The organism is Clostridium sp. CTA-7 (assembly GCF_054768095.1).
Window position 1 is genome coordinate 104,575 of sequence record NZ_BAAAAV010000007.1, and the last position, 19,658, is coordinate 124,232.

A 19,658-nucleotide genomic window follows, 5' to 3' on the forward strand; every position below is an offset into this window, starting at 1 on the left:
CCTTATAAACGTTTTAAATATCCTAATCTAATTAATCCATCGATGAAATTCTCTCCACGATTCAGCTTATTTCTTATTTCTTTATCGAATATAGGATCAATCTGATATTGTATTCCTCCTCCAACTTCATCAAACCATGGGGCTATTTCCCCTCTTCTCATAGGAATTTCTCTTTTTATTTCATATACATTATGAGATGAAAAATCAGAATTAGGAGCCATAGCTCTATTCTCAGTAGGAATACCTTCATCTGCAAAAAAAGTTCCGTTATTTCCCCCATATCTATCAATTTTTTTCCCTGGTTTCAAACTTACTAATTTAAACTCACCATTAAGAAATCCATCTATGTTAGGATCTCCATGTTGCCCTGGCCAATTTATTTCACCAGTTGTTTGATTATAATACTTAGGGTTATCAAATACATCTTTATATTTTAAATATAGTTCTTCATCTGGAGCATATTTCCAAGAATTTATTTTTAATTTATCAGCTTGTGTAACCCCCTTAAGACTACTTCCAAACTCACCTTTAAAGAATTCATTCATATTTCCTACTTTAGGAACTCTTAAACTACCAGGTATAGAAACTATTCCCGCAGATATTGGAGGTTCATCAGTATCAACAATTTTGTATTTATACAACCTGTGATCTATTACAGTTCCATCTTTCAAAGTAATTGGATCACCTATATTCAATGGTATTCCATTAAAATACTCTATATCTTCTTCTAATATAGATACATATGTATAAATCCCTTTTTTATAAATTATTTGCTTAGGTAAATCTGATATTTCATTACCAAAATACAAACCACTTCCCCAAATCCCACCTTCAATATACTTCTTTACTTCTTCCCAAGTATAGATATTTTCTTCATCTGTATAATCTAGCCACTCGATTTTATTTTTATCTCTAAGATCAATCACAGCTTTTTCATCATTAATATGACGGTTCTCTACCCATTTATTATATTTATCTCCAATACTCGAAATAAAAGATTTAATTTTATTATATATACTTGTACCAGCATATGTAATCCCATCTCCATTAAATGATACTACTGGTAAGCCACATCCCAATCCTACTCCTGGTATTCTAGCTCCTAAATATCCTACTCCATTCAAATTTCCTAATCTTGAAGTACCAAAGAAACTATAATTGCTAAACCAATTCTTTACCGAAGTCCCCATTGACTTTATAGCATTAATCCCATCTCGATTAAATGATAATGCTGGTAAACCACATCCTAAACCCACTCCTGGTATTCCAGATCCTAAATATCCTACTCCATTCAATTTCCTAATCTTGAAGTACCAAAGAAACTATAATTGCTAAACCAATCTGATACCGAGCTAGACATAGATTTTATTGCATTCATTCCATCATTAAAAAAACTACTTATACCATTAAACACTTTATTTCCAAAAGATATTAATGAATTCCCTATCTTACTTATACCTGATCTTACTTTATAACCTCTTCCTATTGATTTTATCCTATTTGCACACCTACTATCAACTTCTTTAAATCTTCTTACTATATAGTCTATATCCCTTATTACTTTATCTATCTTTGCATTATTATTTTTGTTATTAGTCTTATTTTCCCGGTTCTAATTTTCAAGTCCATAGTTATTCTACTCAAGCTGTATTAATTTATATGTTTATTTTATCAATTCTTTTTATTTCTTAATGCTTTTCTATTTTTTTAGTACATATTATATTCTTCTAATTACATTAACTTTTAAGTAGAATTATTGACCTTAGTTTTTCCTAGCTTATCATCTTACACATCAGTTTTATACTTGTTTTACTTACTCCTAAAGGTATTAGTATTGATTAGTTAGGATTTCATTTATCAGATACTTGTATCTGTTGAACTATTAAAAAATTTTAATTCCCCATTACCCTCTATTAAAACAGAAAATATCGACACTATTGTAGTATCGATATTTCAGTTAAAACTATATTTTCTTTTAATGATTAAATCTTATATTTATTGCAGAATCTCCACTTCTAGGGTCTTCATATGAAGTAATAGTTGCCCAATCTACTGAATATTCTATAACTCCTGGTCTTATATTATCTGGATTACCTAGTATTGATTTTATAAAATTGTCCTGACTTTCCTTTATTAATTTCGCCTTATAATTAGACCAATTTTCATAAGTATTCACTAATTCTGGATTTGCATCATTTATTTGTATTAAACTTAATTTATCTAAATCATCAAATGCTACTAAAATCCAACTATTATATCCCTCAAATTTTACTGGGTTTTTAAATCTAAACACCTTAGTCTTATCATTATATTTTTTTAATTCATTAGAAAATAATGCTATGAAATTATATTTATTAGTTGTACTACATATATCTTTACCATTTATCTCAATATTAGAATCTACTCTGTTCATAACCTTTGCTTAATACCCCTTTCCACCTAATTCAATTATTTTATCTATAATCTTTTCATATTCTTCATATGGCATTTGGTAATTATGTAACTCTATAGCCTTTTGAGGAACTTTTCTTAAGTATCCATTGTGTACCAACTCTTTAAAATTATCAATATATATTTGAGGTAATTTGCCATTTCCAAATTGCGGGTTAGACTTTGCAATTCCAAATGCAGCATCTAACTCAGTTGTTGGTTCATATGCCATCATTGTTTTCCTATAGATTGCACTATCCATTCCTTCTTTGTAAAAAGGTTTTACTTGCAATCCTTCAAAAATTTTTGTAGCATCATTACCTACTCTATCTATCCCTGACTTAGTCGTTAAATATCCAGTTGGATTAGGCTTGCCTGCATAAATTAATTTTCCAGTTTTGAACCAAAACTGCCTATTTCCATATTTATATTTTAAATTTGCATGTCTATTAAATATCATAAGAGAACTTTTTCCCTTAAGATACACCATAAATTGAAATACACTAATCTTTGGTGGAATACTGACAAGCATATGGATATGATCTTTGCACGCATTCGCTTCAATTATTTCTACACCTTTTTGTTCACAAAGCTTTCTTAAAATTACTCTTATATCTGCTTTTATCTTTTCATATATTATTTGTCTTCTATACTTAGGTGCAAATATTGTATAATATTTACAATTCTATTTGCTATGTTCTAAACTGCTATTATCCATTATGGATCCTCCTCTGTTTATAAATTGTGGTCGGCAAACCTACTTTTTATAATACATTGGAGGTTTTATTCTTTATACAACAAAATATCGAGACTATTGAAGTATCGACATTTCAGTTAAAGCTATATTTTCTTTTAATTTATGTGAAAAAGGTGTTAAGGTGGTAGAATTTTTAAAAAGTATTTTTTAATCTCATCAAGTTAAAATATATTTTAAAAATTATCTACCACTCTTCCACCTTTGCCCCCTAATCACTACATTATTAATATTATGCAGTATTGTTTTCAGTATAGTTTCTTTAATTTTATACATTTTTTGAATATCTACTTTTTTTGCAGTTAAACAATTATTAAATTGTAGTAAGTTATTGAAACGGACTATCATAAAGCCATCCTAAATATGGTTCCCCAACCAAAACCATGTCTTTGTTATTAAAATTATAAATCAATGCTTTACATTTAGTCATTACAAAGTAAGGAAAAATTTCTTTCCAACTCTTAAATAATATATTTCCTTTTTGATTTAATTCCTCTTTCAATTTTTTACCATCATCTTCTGTCAATGCTATATTAAAAAACTTAATTCCTTCAACTTCAACCAAAAGATAATCTTCATTATTTTGTATTACATATGCTCCTCCTTTCATATATAAATCCACCACTATGACTTCCCTATATAAAAGTTTTAACATATTGGTATCGAGAACTAATTGAGATTCATCTCCTAAATTAATTATAGCTCCTTTATTTTCCATTCTTAAAATATTTCTAATTATACTTATAGCATTAATCTCAATAATCTTATTAATATCTAAATATTGCTTACTTTCAGTTAGTACCTCTTTACTTGTAGCTATTACTACATATTCATTTTTGTCCATCATTACTTTAGCCAGTGAATTTTCAGAATTATACGGGCAATAATATATCATTGCCTCTCTTGAAAGCATTTGTAATAACTCCTGTAAGTACTCCTGCTTTTTGCTTATTTCTATAATTCTATTTCTAACATCATCATTATACATTTTCATACCTCAACTTTATAATTTCAGTTAATGGTTAAGTAAAATTTCATAAGTTCAATAGAGTCTTATCTTCCAATATTCTATCTACTTCGCTCTTTCTTATCCATTTATGATATATAGAACGTTCTATGAATTCCATATTTAACTTAACTCCTACTTCATTGTTACTAGTATAAATCAATATACTGTCCCCTTTTTCTGATATAACTTGAAACTTGTATCCTTTATAAAAACAATTAGTCTGTATATAGTATATTTCTTCAACATCGCTTCTTTTTACAATTTTATATTTTATCTTACTATCATCTGATTTTAGTTTAATAATTTTATTTTTTTTGTCATAATCAACAACTTCATACTGTCTACCCATATATAACGTATATTTACCAAGTAACATAAATAACTCCTCTCCATTTATTTTATTTTTACAAACTTACCATCCTTATATTTCGCAATTAATTCCTCAATTCCTGTTTTACTATTTACCCTGTATAATTCTGCACCTTCGTTAGGCTTCAAATATTGCATTGTGTACTCAGGAATAATATTACCATTCATATCTTTAGTAAACCCATGTCCTGTAAACGGGTCTGGTGATGTATCAAATCCACCAGTTGGTGGTTTTGCACCTACTCCCTCCATAGTTGGTCCATATGGTATATCTATTTTGTCTACCACATCTGTTTTAAATCTTATTATTCCATAATCCTTATCTACTCCTACTGTAAATGGAGTATCCTTGTACCCAAGCGCTAAGCCATCATAAACCTCTTGTAATGTACTTAACTCTTTAGTATCTTGAGCTTTAGTTATAAATCCACCTACTGTATTCCATGGGTTATCATCTTTTATATAATTATCTATTTTTCCACCATCAATTACTTTTTGTAATGTTGTATCACTGTTCGGATTTGGAACTTGTTCTCTTATCTTCATCATAATTCTTCTTTGTTCATCAGTCAGTTCAGAAGCACCTTTCATCCTAATTGAATTAAATTCATCTAATGTAATTTTCTCATTTTTTAATATAGATGATATATCTTCTTGAAATGAATTCATTTTAAGTATCTTACTTTTTAAGAAGTTATCATTACTTACTCCCTCAATAATCTGTGCTTCTTTTTTTGCAAACTCTTGATAGTTTGAAACTTTTCTAGCAATTTTACTTTGCTCAATATTATTTAAAACTACTCTTCTTATTTCAGACTGTGCCTTAATATCACCTAGATCAGAAATCGCTTTTTTAATACTGCCACCAAGTTTATTGAATTCTCCTCCAAGGTTTGCCCCTGTAGTAACGCTTCTAGTATCTGAAATATAATTATTAAAGCTCATTTTAAATACTTTACCAGTATCTTTTATAAATTCAGTTCCTTTTGTACCAAATGACTTTACCATACCAGTTACTTTACTTGGGAAACTCTTAATTGCTTTTCCCGCATTTATTAATGATGGCTTTATATTTTTTATATTTTTTAATCCCTTAACCATATGTGGAATATTTAATGCAAAGTCCACTAAATTAAGTCCTGCATATACCATTCCTCCAGTTTTTTCTCCAGCTACAGCTTTCAATCCACTTTCTAAGGCGTTAAATCCTTTATTAGTTCCATTTGCTACGTTATTATATATTTTTGTTCCATCATCTATAAGTCCATTTAATGCTAATGCCCCTCCTATGACAGCTCCTACTACTGCAATTACTGGACCACCGAAAAATAGCGTAGCTCCTGCTCCTACTACTGCTAATGCATTTAAGGCAAATGATGCTGTATTTCCTACAATTGGATGGCTATCAAGCCATCCTGTTACTGCCGTATATTTAGAACTAAACCAATTCTTTACCGAACTCCCCATTGACTTTATAGCATTCATTCCATCATTAAAAAAACTACTTATACCATTAAACACTTTATTTCCAAAAGATATTAATGAGTTTCCTATCTTACTTATACCTGATCTTACTTTATAACCTCTTCCTATTGATTTTATCCTATTTGCACACCTACTATCAACTTCTTTAAATCTTCTTACTATATAATCTATATCTCTTATTACTTTATCTATCTTTGCATTATTATTTTTTATGCTACTATAATAACTTTGAAGATTATCTGCTTCCACTCTTATTCTACCTGAGCTTCCATTTACCTGCAACTTCATCTTCGCTGAATTTGCATTACTTGCTGCACTATCTCTTCTTTCTTTTGCTCTTAATAGATTGCTTTTTAATAGGCTTGTCTCTCCATAGGATATCCCTATTATGCCACTTCCACCTAAACTTATAGTACTCAAATTTTTTCTCCTTTACCTAGTTCTATTATCTATGTCTCTTCCTAGTGATGAGAACTCTTCTGCTATACAATCTAACTCCCTAGCTAAATATTCAATTCTCTTATTATGATCTATCATTGACTCATATAACTTTGGAAAATGGCTATTTGCAAAACTATCTTTAGAAGCTCCTTGCCACTGAGCTTCTATTTTATCTACTGCGCTTTTAAGTCTATTTATTGTATCCTTTAATTCATTTCCATATTTTCTATATATACTTCTTGCCTCATTAACCCTATTTATATCTACTAAAACATCCATAGTTTTCTGCCTCCTTTAAATAAACAATAAGCTTACACTATCTTATTCTTGTCCTAACCTTATCTAATATATTCCCTATTACTTCCATTTTGGGATATACAATTTTTTCTTTACCCTTCTTATATCCTGTTACATCGACAGTATAAACCTTATGCTCTGAACCCATCGGAACAAAAAATTCATAATCAAATTCTTTAGTTTTCTCAGGAGTAAATCTCTTATATGTATTGAGCTTATAGTTTAAATCAGTTAGTTCTTCTGGGAATTCTATTGTTACATAATCAATACCACCATAAAGTTTTACCTTAACTACACTTTTCTCTCCTTCTTTAAAATTTGACACCTACTGATTACTTCCTTCTATTTCTCTTTGCATGCTAAAAAGAGCTAATGTTCTTTACTTCAAACATTAGCTTTTAGCATATTTATTATATATTTTTTATTTTCTTTTTGATTACAATTTCTTCTCAGCCCATCAAGCCATTATTTTTTATTATATATTCAACTATTTTTAGCACCTATTACAATTGAATTTCTATTGTTTTATACTTTTATTTTTAGTGACTTAATGAGCTTTTTTCTTCATCTCACTACATTATTTATATTATGCTTTCAATTAAGACTTAATTTTGCAGTTAATTACTTTAAACTTTGATATTTCAATTTTAGATACGCAAAATATTATCTACTCTTTATTATCTTATTTATTAAAATAACATCTAAGTAATTCTTTATAGTAATTTTGGCATATTGGGTAATATATTGATAATTTTGTATATATTTTATTAAATTCCTTCAATAAAATTGAATAGCTATATACAACTACAAGTGCCCTATTAAAAGTTGCATCAGAAACAATATTAATTCTACTATCATCCTCACATAAATAGAAAATATTATATAACCCATTTACATTTTCCATACAAATCGTATTTTTTTTTGAAATATCTAAAGAGAAATACTCTAATTCACATTCACCTTTTATAATTTCAACCGCCTGAACAATTGCATTCTCTCCATTGCAAGCCCTTAAACTTCGTTTCAAATTAATATCTTCTTTTGCTCCTTCAAAACTTTTTATACATACTACATATAGCATACATATAGCGTATTCTTCTTCCACGAAAGTTCCAATTTCATAATTATTTCCCTTCACATTTTTATATATAGTCCATCCCAATGAACTTTTTTTGCATTTTATATACATTTCTTGTTCGATATTGCCATAGCTTATATGAAATATTTCTATAGTATCCGCTTCTTCAAGTACTTTATAATTCGTATTTAATAATTTATTTAATTCACTTGCCAACATTAATCAAACCTTTCTTAACCAAATCTGTTATATCTTCCAAAAATCCATCATGTAATAATTCTTCAACTGTATATAATTCTCCATTTGAATGATATTTTAAGTATTGAGTAGCACCACCATTACTTCCAAACCAAGGTGCAGCAGTTCCGGCATCCATAGTAAATTCTTCTGTAGGTCTATAATAGTAATGCTTTGCCTTTTCACTATGTGGGGCTAGTGCTCGTGATCCATATGAATCTGTTGCATTTGCCATAAATTGTCCAGTTGGTTCTCCATATCTATCTAATATCATAGACGGATTTACCGTTACTTCATTAGGTATTTCTTCAAGAAAGCCATTATTGCTTGGCCAATTTATTTTACCTGTTGCTTGGTTATAGTATAGTTCATTATTATAAACATCTTTATATTTTATATACAAATCTTCCCTAGGAGTAAAATCCCAATTATTAATTTTAAGTCTTTCTGATTGGCTAATATTTGTTTTTGATGTCCATTCTACATTACCTTCACCAAAAATTTCTTTTAATGCTTGATAATGTTCTTCACCAGATAAACTATATTTATTTATTTTGCCGCTTTCTCCTCCCACCTCAAGAAGTTTCTTTTTACTTATTTCATCATATATCTGTGCTTCTTTTTTTGCAAACTCTTGATAATTTGAAGCTTCTCTAGCAATTTTACTTTGCTCAATATTATTTAAAACTACTCTTCTTATTTCAGACTGTGCCTTAATATCACCTAGATCAGAAATCGCTTTTTTAACACTACCACCAAGTTTATTGAATTCTCCTCCAAGGTTTGCCCCTGTAGTAACGCTTCTAGTATCTGAAATATGATTATTAAAGCTCATTTTAAATACTTTACCAGTATCTTTTATAAATTCAGTTCCTTTTGTACCAAATGACTTTACCATACCAGTTACTTTACTTGGAAAATTCTTAATTGCTTTTCCAGCATTTATTAATGATGGTTTTATATTTTTTATATTTTTTAATCCCTTAACCATATGTGGAAGATTTAATCCAAGGTCTACTAAATTAAGTCCTGCATATACCATTTTAATTAAATAATGTTATTGCTAGAATCGAAAATATCAATTTGAATCATACAACTATGATTCAAATTGATATCCTTTTTGGGTAGTTAAAATAAATGCTCCTTTTCATAAAAAATTACTCTATTTATCTTTAATAGGCTTAATTATTAAAAGTCAAGTATTTTTATAAATATCAAAAGGGTAGTTTATTTTTCAACACAAACTACTCTTTCTAATATTATTCAAAAAGACTCATTTCATTCCACCAAAAACTATTATTATCAATACTTTTACCATCAATTAAAATTAGTTTATTTTTAATTGATTCTAATTCTTCTTGTGCACAATCCCTATTTAAATATGCACGCCTACCATTAGATTTCTTAATTCTTTTTACAAACTCTGCATATTCTAACAAGCTCTCAGCTAACTGTGGAACAGAATTATTCACATATGATTTTTCAAATGTTTCATGATTTATAGTTATAATTACTCCTGATTTATTTTCTATCGCTATAATATCACCATCTCCTGTAAACCCAATATATGTATCTTCTGCATATTTATCAGTATTATATTTTTCTTTTAAAGTTAATAACCCACCATTACTCATTATTTCAAAATTTAAAAATGGTGTAGCTGATTCAGGTAAACCAGCCTCTATTAAAAAGTTCTTACTTTCTAATGGTATTTCTAATTTATTAACTCTTTTCCCGTCATATTCTATTAATGGATATATCTCTGTATTCCACTTTTCTTTAAAATCATTTGAATTTATCATAAGAACCTCCTAGTAATTTATCACTTTTTATAATCTTTCGATAGTATTTCAGCTATATTTGTTAATATATCATTGCCTCTAATTCCATTCTCTTTTTCGACATTGTGTATTCCACCAAATCCTTTATGCAATGTTTCTGGTACTGCAGCTGCTTGACCACCTCCACCTATATGATGGTGAATTAACTTATTACCTATTCTATCACTATATTGTGGAAAATAATTAGCAAATTGCTCATCTACTATTGGAACCAACCCATCTTCTATCCTTATAGTATTTACTTCGCTCCAATATTCAGGATTTTTCTCTAATAATTCATTGAAATATTTACCTGCATTCCTTTCCCATCTAGCAGCATTAGTACCTCCTTTTCCTTTACCTTTAAAATCCATTTGAGTTGTTAAATTGGGATCTGCTCTATATTCAACTGGAATTTTCTCAACATCAATTCCTTTATAAGCACTAATAGAACTATAGTCAGCTTTACTAACCCCCTTGGGGCAGAGTCTGTCTTATTGTCTTACATCTATAAAACCTAGTGTTTCTAATGCTTCACATTACTTTTTAAATACTTTTTATCACTTACCACTTTTAGTGTTATGTATTTAGTTTTTTAACATCCATTTCCTTCAATCTATTACTACCATTTTATCATACTACTTCTTGCATTCCTACAGTTGGCATTGCATGAAAAAAAGATTAATGCTCCAATTACTGAAACATTAATCTTCTTAACTTCTTTAACTCCATTATTTAAATTATGCAGTATTAAATTTTCTTACTTTTATTGATTTAACTGAATTCAATTGTAGTCCTACTTTTATGCATCTATTAACTTATAATTATGCATTGAATAAATTATTTAATGCTAAAAAATCGTTCTACTGCACTGCTTGATTTTTTTGTTTCCTCCAACATATAATTATAAGCATTGTTTAATACTTCTTTTCCTTCATCAATGAGAGTTTCTATTATTGTAAATTCTAAAACTTCTTGAATTAATACATCATCATTTTTAGCCATTTCTTCAAAAAAAATGAATGTACGTCTTATTACTTCTTTATATTTATCATTTTCTTTTTTTAATAATTCTACCAAGTACGGAACTATTATTACTCCAAAAACAATATGAACACCAGTCTCTTCATCAATTAAGTTTTCTTCTGCTTTGGAATTATATTCTTCTCTTAACTCTGGTATAGCTTTAAATATATCTTCAATTAATGAATCATATTTCAAGTTAGTTCCCTCCTAATGCATTTTTTAAATCATTTAATAACTCATTTGTTAGCTTAAAATCTGACGGACTAAGATTTTAAGCATCCATTATCTTTTGTAAATACTTTTGCATATCGGCACCCTTTTGCATATGAGTGTTACCATTTATCCCCAGATTCATTCCACTCTCACGCTCAAATCTTATTACATCTGCTGTTCCACCATCACCAATAATTGACTCATCTCTATACAACTGTTTTATAGCATTTTGTAACTTTGAATTTTCTGCAGATTTAAGTAACTCCTTTCCTCTATTTGTGCCAATCCATTCTTTATACTGTGATGATAATGTCTTACCTTTTTGTCCAACATAGAAATCAGCTTCAGCCGCCCCCTCAATCAAATGAAAATTGATTAAAGGCTAAGGTGATAGCCTAACTACCACCTTTAACTTGCTATTCTCTCATGTCTATATTTCATCACATATTCTGTCTTATTTTTCATCATTCCAAAGATTATATTTACTAAAATTGTGCTCGTGTGATCAGTTGTTAAATTCGGCATCTTTAACATACTATAAATCGCATGAGCATTATTTTATTTGAATAAAAATATATTAAACATTCTATTTACTCGCATATCTAGTTCTAATTTTATATTAAATAATTGTATTTTCAATTTCAAATCTATCATAAAATATTAACTCTTCTACAGAAAATTTTTCTCCATTTATTAAATTAGTACTATTATTATCTTTATTAAGTACTATCTCATTAAGTTGAGAATAATCAACTTCTACATATCCATTTTTTTCTAAATATTCTTTTGTAATTTCATATAAATCAGCTTGATTCTTAATATAAGGTTGCGGTCCAAATCCATCTAGTACAGGACTCATTTTATATTCATCATAGTTTTCAACCTCAAACTCATGATGAATATAAAAAACAGGTATAATCTTAGATATTTGTAACAGAGTCTTATATGATACTTTTAATTTACCATTCTCATAATTACTATATTTAAAGTACCATATTTGAGATGGAGCACCATCTATATCTTCTTCAATTATATCATTAACATATACTTCTGTTTTGGTATAAAACTCCTTACTAAATACTATTTTGCTTCTACATCTATCCTTAAAATACTCATAGTCCTTATCTATATATATCTTATTAAAAACATCATTTAATAACTTTTCCATCTTTATCACCTTTTACTTTATTTTAATCATCCTATTTTTTTAATATTTAACTATCAATATTAATTATTTATATATTACTTCACTACCATTAGAACCGCATTCCTCTAATATATCTCTTAGAATATTACAATCTTTTAGCATTATCTCAAACAAATGACTCCATCCATTAAAAATAATTTGTTTAGGTAATTCAGTTTCTCTTAAAAAGTTTCTTAATGCGTCCTAATTCATTCCATAATATTGTGAAAAACTAAATTTATCTTTTATATTGTGATGTAATTCTTTTAAAGAATTTATATTATTACAGTCAAATTCAACCTTTTCTTTTCTCCCATATCTTTGCTTTAATAATTTTATAATTGGATTTTCTACTTCACTAGTATCAATAACTTTCTCAATATAACACTCATTAATATTTTTAAATTTGCAATTTAAATGTTCCTCTAATATGTTTTTTAAATTAATTACCTCTTCCTTATTATTGTAATTAGTTAAGATAATTTCATAATATAGGTTATCATCAAACACTTTACTTAATTCCTCTTCATTTTGATATACCCATTGTTCAAATTCATCATTAGTTAAATAATCTTTTACCTATAAACATAAAATTTCTATTTTTCCATTAACTTCTCTCAATATAGCATTATTTTTAACTACTTTTAACCATTTACCATTTTTAGTGTTATGCAGTTAGATTATTAACATTAATTTCCTTAAATCTGTTAACCTTATTTTATCATGCCACTTCTTTTATTTCTACATTAGGCATTATTTATTCAGTTTTTTCTTCAGCATCCACTATCAACTTATTTAAATATAAAAAATATCGACACTATTCTAGTATCGATATTTCTGTTACAACGATATTTTCTTTTACTTTAGGTTGAAAAGGGAATATGATGGTAGAGTTTTAAAAGTATTTTATAATCCATCAAGCTAAAATCTCTTTTAAAAATTATCTGCCACTCTTCCACCTTTGCCCCTTACTAACTACATTATTTAGATTATGCATATAATTAATATTATATAGATAATTAATTTGTCTCATTCTATTTAGTTAATAACTTTTATGCATTTAGATTTCCTGGAATTATGCATTAAAAATATATTATCCATATGGATTTTGATTTCTAAATTCCCCCAATTTGTTTATCCATATATCTACTAATTCTCTTAGTTCTCCAGTTTCAATTTCACACCAATTACCCATTCCATCATCAGCTAGATTATCATAAACTGTAGTTTTTTCTTTTCTTATCTCTAGTCCACATACATTTCCATTTAGCTCTTCATATTCACTTTTTCCATTCAATACATTTTCTAATGCTTCTATTGCATAAGCTGGATATCCTTGAACATCTGACATTAAAAAAGTTGCAACTAGTTCTACCTCTTTCTGTAAATTTATTATTAAATCATTTTGTTCATTATTAAAACTTATCCCATTAAATTCAAAAGTGTATTTCATAAATTTTATTCCTCCTAATATTTTGGAAATGCTGATATTATTTTACCTGTAGAACTATCTATATACATTTCTACTATTATGCCTGAAGATATTTGTCCTCTGAAAGTATTTCTAGTTCCTTAAATAAATTGTCTAGAACTATAAGCTTCATTTATTGAATCTACAATATTTTGTTGAGTATATGATTTAGAGAAAAATGTTGATGTTCCTCCATTTCCTACTTTAGGCACACTATTAACCTCTACTCTAGCTGTATATACACCAAATTGATTAGGAACTGACTCAGTACCTTGAATTATATTCCCCTTTGCTGTTGGGCATTCCTTCATAATGAAAGCCCACAGTCTTACCACTAGCATTTAATTCACCTTCTAAAACATGTTCTAAAGCTCCATTCTTAAAATTACCTGTATTATTATCATATACATCATCAGCCACCCCTTTGGAGCAGAGTTTGTCTTATTACATTTTACCCATTAAATCTAGTATTTCCAATGCTTCTCTCAGAAAAAACTAGAAACTAGCCTACTTTATTTTTCAGCTAGTTTCTCTATTTTAATCACACTGCATTATTAATATTATGCAGTGTGATCTCTCCTGCCTTTTATTGATTTAACTATATTCTGCTATTATTATTTTTATGTAGTTAATCTATTCTTTATTATACATCTTATTATTTTGTATAATCTACAAATCCTATATAATTTAGTTTATTTTCTCCATCTATATAGTTTTCTGAATTACAATCATATTCAAAATCATACAGAAGCACTATTGAATTATACATGGATTTATTATATTCTTTATCCAACTTCGGTATTATCTCATAATCATTAGAAAATCCCTCTAATAAAGCTTGTAGTTCATCTGATTTTTCTTCCATAAAATCTATTTCTGAAAAATCTATATTATAATAATCTATATTAAATTGAATTTTAAATTTTGATGGTATTGAATCTCCATTATCTGTATATTTAATCTCCATAAATTTTCTAAAACTATCTTCATCACTAAAACATCCTAACCACAATGATACTTTTCCTTCTTTTTGCATATATAGCTCCTCTTCTATTTAAGTTGTAAACCCTTAGGTAATAACTCTATACCGCCATCCAATCTATAATTTGCCCAGTTATTTAGTCTTATTATGAATGTTTCATAATCAGTCGAATTATCTATTATTTTTAATAATTCATTATGAGCTGTCGTTGAACCTCTACCTCCATGAACTCCTTTAGGATTTACGGATTTAACATCCTTAGTTAAACTTCTTAAGTCTTTAATTTGCTCTGCTGTTACATTCCAATTTTTAAACTCAGGAGTTCTGGAAACTAAATGCCATTCATGTAATCCACCTGGTTGTCTTAATCTATCCTCTATTGTTTGCCTCAACTTATGGTCTTTCCATATCACTTCTAATTCTTCAGAAGTTAATGAATTAAAAAATTTATTAAATTCATCATTTCTTACAGATGGTATATCTTTAGATGTTAATCATAAGGGCTGCTAACCCCCTTGAGGCAAAGTCTACCTTTTCTATAAACCTAGTATTTTCTATGCTTCACACTGTTTTTTAACTACTTTTAATCACTTACCATTTTTAGTTTTATGTAGTTAGACTTTTAACATTAATTCCCCTTAATCTATTTACTTTATTTTATCATGCTACTTCTTTTATTTCTACATTCTGCATTATATATTCAGTTTTATCACTACAGAAAAAAAGGTTAATGCTCCTACTACTGAAGCATTAACCTTTTAATTGCTTAACTACATTATTACAATTATACAGTGAATAGTACTATTATTTTTTTATCTAATTTATAACTTTCTGAAATTTATTTAATAATGCATTCACTACGCTATTATTTATACAGTAAGTTATTCATTTTATTTATCGGGTTTACTACACCTCTTTAAATACTTATTTTCAAATTAAATTACTCTTAGTTTTACAGAAAAATAAACTAAAACTATTATTACTCAAATCCAATAACTATCCATTCATCTACTACATCCCAAAAGTTAATATTATATCTAGGTTGATTGTTTGAGAACCATAAAGTAGCATTATTATTGTCACAATTAGTATAGTCAATAGCAACATAACCGACCATACCACTCTTGAAAAATCCAAATGTTGTTCTTAAATCAATTTTAATTGATTCTTCTAAATCCTCTATAATCCCCCATTCATCATCATTGAAATAGGTTACAGATTGTCTAGTTACTAATCCCATTGACTGACTTGCATAGAAATAAAATCCATCATGAACATTTTCATAGAATCTTCGAATCGAATCAGGAATCTTACTCCAACTCATTTCTAATTCAGGATTATTAAATTTCTCTTCAGTATTTCCTCCTTCATAATATTCAATCTCCCCATCTGATGTTTTTATGCTGTACAAAATGGAGTATTTACCATCATACTCTATCAAATCAATCTCCACAATATTTTCATACAAATAAGATATAGTATTTCTTAATTCAATACCTGAATATTTTTCCCATATACTTAAAATTTTTTTTATTCTACACTTAATATCTTTTTCCATAAAAGCCATATGCCACTCGCTTGGTATTGATTTAGAGTTAATTTCCTTGATATTTATTAATCGAATATTCCTATGATATTTTCTTAAGAATTCTAACTTATTTTCCATAATATTAACCAACTCCTTAATTGCTAATTTCTACTATTATTTAATTTAATAAAATCATCAATTTGACATTGTAGATTTATTTTGAGTTCATTTTCTTTTAATATCATTTTTTGTCTAAAATTAAGGTCAACTTCAATATTTTCTTTTTTATAAACAGTCCACTCTGAATAAGATTTAGCACCCTTTGACTTATTTGCTGCCTCACTCAACCCAGTAAAATTTTCAGGGTTATTCAGAACCTGTAGTTGTTGTTCTTTTGTTAGTTTTTCAAACCCATCCATTCTAGTTATTGTATCCATTGATACAATATGATCAGCTTGCAATGTTCCCGTAATCTTTTCACCTGGAAGAGCTGGATCAGGTGTTCCTATTATTTTATCAATATCCTTATTAACTTCTTTTTGTATTTTTCGTGATGGGGTTTTACCTCTTAATTCATTATATAGTTCATCTGAAATTCTTCTTTCCCCATATTTAGTTTGTGTAGCCCCCTTGGGGCAGAGTCTGTCTTTTCTATCAACCTAGTATTTTCAATACTTCACATTACTTTTTAACTACTTTTAATCACTTACCATTTTTAGTGTTATGTAGTTAGATTATTAACATTAATTTCCTTCAATCTATTAACCTTATTTTATCACGCTACTTCTTTTATTTCTACATTCAGCATTACAAGAAAAAAAGGTTAATGCTCCATTTACTGAAACATTAACTCTTTTAAACTCTTTCACTACATTATTACAACTATGCAGTATTAAATTTTCTTACTTTTATTGATTTAACGCTATTCTGATATTACTATTTTTTATGCAGTTAGTTCAACTATAAAAATGCATTAATTTACTTTATAATACTTACTATTTACTATTTTCCAATTGAATTCTTTCAAGCCACTCCATAGCAATATCATCAGCAGTCTTAACTGGGTCATTAGAATAGACTAAATCATATTCATATTCTGCTCTCAGACTATTTTTTAATACATCATAAACTAACTTTATTTCTCTGGGCATTTCTCTTTGATATTCTTTGCATAATTTCAGCATGCTCTTTATATCAGTATTTAAAATTTTAATCACGCTTTTTTGTCTCTCAACAGATGTATCATATTTTTTTTCTGTATTTATTAGAGCATCATTTAATTTATGACGTTCTAATACCTTTCCATTAATATTATAAAAATAATCACTAGATAAGACTCCTTCTTCAAAAGAACCGTAGATATATATTTTTTCTGCACGGTTATCTACATATTCCAAACATATAGATACCATATCAGCTTGTAATTCACTGAAATAATCTTCAAATACTTTACTCATTACATTAATCTCCTAACTAATTTAATATATCTCTCTCAAAATATTTACCATCTATTTCATACTGTACATTAAATTCTGACGGTCGCAAACCATCTCCATCATATTTAATTTCAACATTCACTTTTACCTGTTTTCCTTCTTTAATAACTGTAGCACATTGATTTTCTATTTTCTTATATTGACTTAGGTTAACATTAGACGATTGTGAAACTAAATTATCCAACTCAGGTGAACCACCAAATCTATCACCAGCTAAATGTCCTGCATGGTCTCCAGCTAATTTTCCAGGTGTATCAGGATTATGTGCTAATCTACTTTCCCTTTCTGTTAATTTTAGATTATCTGTCTCAAATTTACTTATCCTTCCCATTTCATCAGTTTTGTATAAATAATCATATTCTCCTGCTTTATACTTAATATTAGGTTTTAGTTTACCTGCTTCATTAAATGGTTTAACTTCTAAATCAGCTTTACTTACCCCCTTGGGGCAGAGTCTATATTTTCTATCAATCTAGTATTTTCAATGCTTCATACTATTTTTAAACTACTTTTAATCACTTGCCATTTTTAGTGTTATGTAGTTAGTTTTTTAACATTAATTTCCTTAAATCTATTAACCTTATTTTATCATGCTACTTCTTTTATTTCTACATTCAGCATTACAAGAAAAAAAGATTAATGCTCCAATTATTGAAACATTAATCCTTTTAACCTCTTTCACTTCATTATTACAATTATACAATAACTTTTTCTCCATAAACTTTTCATTAATTATTGTTGTTAAAAAGTTTATCATCTTAAAATCATAGTTACTTGTTTTTGTAGTCAGTTATTAAAAATTTTGCAGTGAACTATTTAATTTTTTATTTAACATATCCGACTAAACCTATAAATTTAAATTCATAGTCTTTATTATTTACACTCTTCACATTTTCATCATATTGAAAATTATAAAGCAAAATTCCTGCATTGCATTTCGCTATTGAAACACCATCAGTTATTTTCTCATATTTGGGTATTACTATATCATCATATGAACACCCTGAAATAAGTTCAGTTATTGAAGTAACATTCTGTTCAAGACATACTTTCTCAGTATAATCATCATCAAAATCATCTATATCGATATTAAAATCTTTTGAAAATTGAGATGGTAAGCAATCTCCATCATCTGTATAAACAAGTTCAACATATTCTAAAAGTTCATCATCTGATTTTATGTTACCAATCCATAAAGATACGTATCCTTTTCTTTCCATTATTTACTATACTCCTTTACTTTAATCTAAGACATTCTGGCAAAGAATCTACTCCACCTTTAAGTCTATAATTAGCCCAATTATTTAATCTACTTTTAAACATATCATAATCAATTGAAGAGTCAATTATATCTAGTAATTCATTATGAGCTTTTGTAGAACCAAGTTGACCATGTTTTCCTACTGGATTTACGAATTCAACATCACTTATCGCAGTTCTTAAATCTCTAATCTGTTCTGCACTAACTTCCTAATTCTTGAATTCAGGTGCACGTGAAACTAAATGCCATTCATGCATTCCTCCTGGCGCACGTAACTGTCTCTCAATAGCTTTTCGTGTTGATTTATTCTGCCACATACTATCTAATTCATCTATGCTTAATGAATTAAACCAGTCATTAAATTCACCAATCTTTACCGTAGGAACCTTTACCTTTTCAACAGCTTCACTTACCCCCTTGGGGCATAGTCTATCTTTTCTATAGACCTAGTGTTTTCAATGCTTCACACTATTTTTAAACTACTTCTAATCACTTACCATTTTTAGTGTTATGTAGTTAGTGTTTTAACATTAATTACCTTAAATCTGTTAACCTTATTTTATCATGCTACTTCT

The 19,658-nt window shown here is 28.1% G+C and carries 27 protein-coding genes and 1 pseudogene; all 28 read right to left on the reverse strand.

Annotation, left to right across the window (positions count from 1 at the left end):
- Positions 1 to 2: 2 nt before the first annotated feature.
- The 28 genes and pseudogenes from ACYUEX_RS13700 to ACYUEX_RS13835 all read right to left on the reverse strand — a co-directional run bounded on the left by ACYUEX_RS13700 (position 3) and on the right by ACYUEX_RS13835 (position 19,042).
- The gene (locus ACYUEX_RS13700) at positions 3 to 1,295 is read right to left on the reverse strand and encodes a TNT domain-containing protein (RefSeq protein ID WP_460288687.1); all 1,293 of its coding nucleotides are present in this window, start codon (positions 1,293 to 1,295) and stop codon (positions 3 to 5) included.
- A complete protein-coding gene (locus ACYUEX_RS13705) occupies positions 1,292 to 1,414 on the reverse strand; it encodes a hypothetical protein (protein WP_460288688.1) in 123 nt (40 codons plus the stop codon). The genes ACYUEX_RS13700 and ACYUEX_RS13705 overlap by 4 nt, the downstream gene beginning before the upstream one ends.
- Before the next feature lie 561 nt (positions 1,415 to 1,975).
- A complete protein-coding gene (locus ACYUEX_RS13710; RefSeq protein WP_460288689.1) occupies positions 1,976 to 2,413 on the reverse strand; it encodes a hypothetical protein in 438 nt (145 codons plus the stop codon).
- Positions 2,414 to 2,833: 420 nt separating this feature from the next.
- Positions 2,834 to 3,097: pseudogene (gene tnpA / locus ACYUEX_RS13715) on the reverse strand (IS200/IS605 family transposase); the annotation flags it as partial.
- Between the two features lie 415 nt (positions 3,098 to 3,512).
- Complete coding sequence (locus ACYUEX_RS13720; RefSeq protein WP_460288690.1) at positions 3,513 to 4,172, reverse strand: hypothetical protein; 660 nt, start codon at positions 4,170 to 4,172, stop codon at positions 3,513 to 3,515.
- A gap of 46 nt (positions 4,173 to 4,218) precedes the next feature.
- A complete protein-coding gene (locus ACYUEX_RS13725; protein ID WP_460288691.1) occupies positions 4,219 to 4,569 on the reverse strand; it encodes a hypothetical protein in 351 nt (116 codons plus the stop codon).
- Positions 4,570 to 4,586: 17 nt separating this feature from the next.
- Positions 4,587 to 6,467: a hypothetical protein gene (locus tag ACYUEX_RS13730; RefSeq protein WP_460288692.1), complete on the reverse strand. Its 1,881-nt coding sequence runs from the start codon at positions 6,465 to 6,467 to the stop codon at positions 4,587 to 4,589.
- A 12-nt stretch (positions 6,468 to 6,479) separates the two neighbouring features.
- On the reverse strand, positions 6,480 to 6,767 hold the full coding sequence (locus tag ACYUEX_RS13735) for a WXG100 family type VII secretion target (RefSeq protein WP_460288693.1): 288 nt from the start codon (positions 6,765 to 6,767) through the stop codon (positions 6,480 to 6,482).
- 37 nt (positions 6,768 to 6,804) lie between these two features.
- On the reverse strand, positions 6,805 to 7,110 hold the full coding sequence (locus ACYUEX_RS13740; protein WP_460288694.1) for a hypothetical protein: 306 nt from the start codon (positions 7,108 to 7,110) through the stop codon (positions 6,805 to 6,807).
- Between the two features lie 357 nt (positions 7,111 to 7,467).
- On the reverse strand, positions 7,468 to 8,082 hold the full coding sequence (locus tag ACYUEX_RS13745) for a hypothetical protein (protein WP_460288695.1): 615 nt from the start codon (positions 8,080 to 8,082) through the stop codon (positions 7,468 to 7,470).
- Entirely contained in the window at positions 8,069 to 9,142 is a 1,074-nt protein-coding gene (locus ACYUEX_RS13750; protein ID WP_460288696.1) for a TNT domain-containing protein, read from the reverse strand. The genes ACYUEX_RS13745 and ACYUEX_RS13750 overlap by 14 nt, the downstream gene beginning before the upstream one ends.
- Before the next feature lie 217 nt (positions 9,143 to 9,359).
- Positions 9,360 to 9,902: an SUKH-4 family immunity protein gene (locus ACYUEX_RS13755; protein ID WP_460288697.1), complete on the reverse strand. Its 543-nt coding sequence runs from the start codon at positions 9,900 to 9,902 to the stop codon at positions 9,360 to 9,362.
- A 20-nt stretch (positions 9,903 to 9,922) separates the two neighbouring features.
- The gene (locus tag ACYUEX_RS13760; RefSeq protein ID WP_460288784.1) at positions 9,923 to 10,369 is read right to left on the reverse strand and encodes a hypothetical protein; all 447 of its coding nucleotides are present in this window, start codon (positions 10,367 to 10,369) and stop codon (positions 9,923 to 9,925) included.
- Between the two features lie 391 nt (positions 10,370 to 10,760).
- Positions 10,761 to 11,141 (reverse strand): DUF7674 family protein, encoded by a 381-nt coding sequence (locus ACYUEX_RS13765; protein WP_460288698.1) that lies wholly within the window; start codon positions 11,139 to 11,141, stop codon positions 10,761 to 10,763.
- A 76-nt stretch (positions 11,142 to 11,217) separates the two neighbouring features.
- Complete coding sequence (locus ACYUEX_RS13770; RefSeq protein ID WP_460288699.1) at positions 11,218 to 11,523, reverse strand: hypothetical protein; 306 nt, start codon at positions 11,521 to 11,523, stop codon at positions 11,218 to 11,220.
- Between the two features lie 255 nt (positions 11,524 to 11,778).
- Positions 11,779 to 12,327, reverse strand: a complete 549-nt coding sequence (locus ACYUEX_RS13775) for a hypothetical protein (RefSeq protein WP_460288700.1) — start codon at positions 12,325 to 12,327, stop codon at positions 11,779 to 11,781.
- A gap of 222 nt (positions 12,328 to 12,549) precedes the next feature.
- Positions 12,550 to 12,855 carry a hypothetical protein gene (locus ACYUEX_RS13780; protein ID WP_460288701.1) on the reverse strand — a complete coding sequence of 102 codons (306 nt, stop codon included), beginning with the start codon at positions 12,853 to 12,855 and terminating at the stop codon, positions 12,550 to 12,552.
- 583 nt (positions 12,856 to 13,438) lie between these two features.
- Positions 13,439 to 13,798, reverse strand: a complete 360-nt coding sequence (locus ACYUEX_RS13785; protein WP_460288702.1) for a hypothetical protein — start codon at positions 13,796 to 13,798, stop codon at positions 13,439 to 13,441.
- Between the two features lie 119 nt (positions 13,799 to 13,917).
- Complete coding sequence (locus ACYUEX_RS13790) at positions 13,918 to 14,127, reverse strand: EndoU domain-containing protein (RefSeq protein WP_460288703.1); 210 nt, start codon at positions 14,125 to 14,127, stop codon at positions 13,918 to 13,920.
- Positions 14,081 to 14,236 (reverse strand): hypothetical protein, encoded by a 156-nt coding sequence (locus ACYUEX_RS13795; RefSeq protein ID WP_460288704.1) that lies wholly within the window; start codon positions 14,234 to 14,236, stop codon positions 14,081 to 14,083. Before ACYUEX_RS13795 ends, ACYUEX_RS13790 begins: the two co-directional genes overlap by 47 nt.
- A 235-nt stretch (positions 14,237 to 14,471) precedes the next feature.
- The gene (locus tag ACYUEX_RS13800) at positions 14,472 to 14,852 is read right to left on the reverse strand and encodes an immunity 22 family protein (RefSeq protein ID WP_460288705.1); all 381 of its coding nucleotides are present in this window, start codon (positions 14,850 to 14,852) and stop codon (positions 14,472 to 14,474) included.
- Positions 14,853 to 14,866: 14 nt separating this feature from the next.
- Positions 14,867 to 15,190, reverse strand: coding sequence for a hypothetical protein (locus ACYUEX_RS13805; protein ID WP_460288706.1), 324 nt, complete (start codon positions 15,188 to 15,190; stop codon positions 14,867 to 14,869).
- A 587-nt stretch (positions 15,191 to 15,777) separates the two neighbouring features.
- Positions 15,778 to 16,464 carry an SMI1/KNR4 family protein gene (locus tag ACYUEX_RS13810; protein WP_460288707.1) on the reverse strand — a complete coding sequence of 229 codons (687 nt, stop codon included), beginning with the start codon at positions 16,462 to 16,464 and terminating at the stop codon, positions 15,778 to 15,780.
- Between the two features lie 23 nt (positions 16,465 to 16,487).
- A complete protein-coding gene (locus ACYUEX_RS13815; RefSeq protein WP_460288708.1) occupies positions 16,488 to 16,763 on the reverse strand; it encodes a hypothetical protein in 276 nt (91 codons plus the stop codon).
- A gap of 558 nt (positions 16,764 to 17,321) precedes the next feature.
- Entirely contained in the window at positions 17,322 to 17,783 is a 462-nt protein-coding gene (locus ACYUEX_RS13820; protein WP_460288709.1) for a hypothetical protein, read from the reverse strand.
- Positions 17,784 to 17,799: 16 nt separating this feature from the next.
- Positions 17,800 to 18,294, reverse strand: coding sequence for a DNA/RNA non-specific endonuclease (locus tag ACYUEX_RS13825; protein ID WP_460288785.1), 495 nt, complete (start codon positions 18,292 to 18,294; stop codon positions 17,800 to 17,802).
- A gap of 108 nt (positions 18,295 to 18,402) precedes the next feature.
- Positions 18,403 to 18,579 carry a hypothetical protein gene (locus tag ACYUEX_RS13830; RefSeq protein ID WP_460288710.1) on the reverse strand — a complete coding sequence of 59 codons (177 nt, stop codon included), beginning with the start codon at positions 18,577 to 18,579 and terminating at the stop codon, positions 18,403 to 18,405.
- Positions 18,580 to 18,646: 67 nt separating this feature from the next.
- Positions 18,647 to 19,042, reverse strand: coding sequence for an immunity 22 family protein (locus ACYUEX_RS13835; RefSeq protein ID WP_460288711.1), 396 nt, complete (start codon positions 19,040 to 19,042; stop codon positions 18,647 to 18,649).
- Positions 19,043 to 19,658 lie beyond the last annotated feature (616 nt).

Excerpts from the sequence above, each read along its gene's own strand:
- ACYUEX_RS13710 (WP_460288689.1), bottom strand. The coding sequence starts at position 2,413 with ATGAACAGAGTAGATTCTAATATTGAGATAAATGGTAAAGATATATGT.
- ACYUEX_RS13720 (WP_460288690.1), bottom strand. The coding sequence starts at position 4,172 with ATGTATAATGATGATGTTAGAAATAGAATTATAGAAATAAGCAAAAAG.
- ACYUEX_RS13725 (WP_460288691.1), bottom strand. The coding sequence starts at position 4,569 with ATGTTACTTGGTAAATATACGTTATATATGGGTAGACAGTATGAAGTT.
- ACYUEX_RS13735 (WP_460288693.1), bottom strand. The coding sequence starts at position 6,767 with ATGGATGTTTTAGTAGATATAAATAGGGTTAATGAGGCAAGAAGTATA.
- ACYUEX_RS13745 (WP_460288695.1), bottom strand. The coding sequence starts at position 8,082 with ATGTTGGCAAGTGAATTAAATAAATTATTAAATACGAATTATAAAGTA.
- ACYUEX_RS13750 (WP_460288696.1), bottom strand. The coding sequence starts at position 9,142 with ATGGTATATGCAGGACTTAATTTAGTAGACCTTGGATTAAATCTTCCA.
- ACYUEX_RS13755 (WP_460288697.1), bottom strand. The coding sequence starts at position 9,902 with ATGATAAATTCAAATGATTTTAAAGAAAAGTGGAATACAGAGATATAT.
- ACYUEX_RS13775 (WP_460288700.1), bottom strand. The coding sequence starts at position 12,327 with ATGGAAAAGTTATTAAATGATGTTTTTAATAAGATATATATAGATAAG.
- ACYUEX_RS13785 (WP_460288702.1), bottom strand. The coding sequence starts at position 13,798 with ATGAAATACACTTTTGAATTTAATGGGATAAGTTTTAATAATGAACAA.
- ACYUEX_RS13790 (WP_460288703.1), bottom strand. The coding sequence starts at position 14,127 with ATGAAGGAATGCCCAACAGCAAAGGGGAATATAATTCAAGGTACTGAG.
- ACYUEX_RS13800 (WP_460288705.1), bottom strand. The coding sequence starts at position 14,852 with ATGCAAAAAGAAGGAAAAGTATCATTGTGGTTAGGATGTTTTAGTGAT.
- ACYUEX_RS13810 (WP_460288707.1), bottom strand. The coding sequence starts at position 16,464 with ATGGAAAATAAGTTAGAATTCTTAAGAAAATATCATAGGAATATTCGA.
- ACYUEX_RS13815 (WP_460288708.1), bottom strand. The coding sequence starts at position 16,763 with ATGGATACAATAACTAGAATGGATGGGTTTGAAAAACTAACAAAAGAA.
- ACYUEX_RS13820 (WP_460288709.1), bottom strand. The coding sequence starts at position 17,783 with ATGAGTAAAGTATTTGAAGATTATTTCAGTGAATTACAAGCTGATATG.
- ACYUEX_RS13830 (WP_460288710.1), bottom strand. The coding sequence starts at position 18,579 with ATGATAAACTTTTTAACAACAATAATTAATGAAAAGTTTATGGAGAAA.
- ACYUEX_RS13835 (WP_460288711.1), bottom strand. The coding sequence starts at position 19,042 with ATGGAAAGAAAAGGATACGTATCTTTATGGATTGGTAACATAAAATCA.